Genomic DNA, 1,264 nt, shown 5'->3' on the forward strand with positions numbered 1-1,264 from the left:
CCCCTCAACGCTTGCGCTGCTCCCCCTTAAATAAGGAAAAGTCTAATACTTTCCTGTAAAATCAAGTTAATTGAGGGGGCAATGCTTCGCATTTCCCCCTCAACGCTTGCGCTGCTCCCCCTTAAATAAGGAAAAGTCTAATACTTTCCTGTAAAATCAAGAAGATCTGGATTTAAGGTCGGGATAGTTCCTGTTTCTAACGGTCCACCTGGCAAGATAAAGAAAGGGAGTGTCAACTACAGCAATAATCCACTTAAATAAGTAAGTGGTGAGAAATATCTGCCAGAAGACCGGCAGGCTGAATACACCCCAGAAGGCTAAAAAGGTAAATACAGTTGTATCGATGAGCTGGCTTACCATTGTGCTTAGATTATTTCTAATCCATAGATGGCGTTCTTTGGTTATTTTTTTCCAGAAATGAAAAGCCCATACATCATGATGTTGTGAGATAACATAGGCGGATAAGCTGGCAATTACAATTCTGGGCATAAAGGTGAAAATAGCCTTGAGGTGTGGTTGCATTGTATCGCTTATATCAGGTTTAAACCTTATTGCAAATTGCATGGCAACCGTAGCACTTATAAGCGCAAAAAATCCCATCCATACAGCTTTCCTTGCCTCTTTTTTACCGTAGACCTCTGAGAGTATATCTGTATTGAAGAATATGCTGGCATAGACAATATTACCAAGGGTAGCAACCATACCAAAAAGTTGAACTGTCTTTATGACCTGAATGTTACAGACAATTGTTCCTGTAGCTACCATGACATACACCCCTGACTTTCCCCAGATGCGAAAGGCAAGGAGTGATAGAGAAAGATCAACTATAATGAATATGAACCAGAGTAGTTCATTGCTCATAAGGATTATTCTTTCTTTTTCTGGAGATACTCTTTGATTATCCTGGTTGCGAGTTCATAATCCTCATCGTCCACCACTATTCTAACCTGTGTGTAAAAGGTAACCGCAGGATAGGAAGAGGCAATATTTTCATCTCTCAGAAAACACTTTATTCCACTGCTTTCCAGTATGGATTTTACTATATCTGCCTCAACAAGATAAGGGGTGGAGTAAACCTCTTTCATCTTTTCCTCCTTGGATGCTAAAATACATAAATTACACCTCAAGTCAAGTAACTTAACTCTAGTTTCGGGAAAAATCCTATAATTCTTTGCTGCCCGCCGGATGTGTTGATGCGTGGATGCGTTAATGCGCTTTATGTTCGAGGTTCTACGTTCAACGTTGCTTTAAACAAAACACACCA

General features: G+C 40.2%; 2 protein-coding genes. Both read right to left on the bottom strand.

Annotation, left to right across the window (positions count from 1 at the left end):
• Positions 1-156: 156 nt before the first annotated feature.
• Positions 157-861: a queuosine precursor transporter gene (locus J7J33_04540; protein ID MCD6168556.1), complete on the bottom strand. Its 705-nt coding sequence runs from the start codon at positions 859-861 to the stop codon at positions 157-159.
• 5 nt (positions 862-866) lie between these two features.
• On the bottom strand, positions 867-1,085 hold the full coding sequence (locus tag J7J33_04545; GenBank protein ID MCD6168557.1) for a DUF2007 domain-containing protein: 219 nt from the start codon (positions 1,083-1,085) through the stop codon (positions 867-869).
• Between the last annotated feature and the right edge of the window lie 179 nt (positions 1,086-1,264).

The sequence above is a fragment of the Caldisericia bacterium genome, assembly GCA_021158845.1.
Classification (GTDB): domain Bacteria; phylum Caldisericota; class Caldisericia; order B22-G15; family B22-G15; genus B22-G15.

What these genes read in the sequence shown, in the direction of transcription:
- J7J33_04540 (MCD6168556.1), bottom strand. Translation starts at nt 861, where the DNA reads ATGAGCAATGAACTACTCTGGTTCATATTCATTATAGTTGATCTTTCT.
- J7J33_04545 (MCD6168557.1), bottom strand. Translation starts at nt 1,085, where the DNA reads ATGAAAGAGGTTTACTCCACCCCTTATCTTGTTGAGGCAGATATAGTA.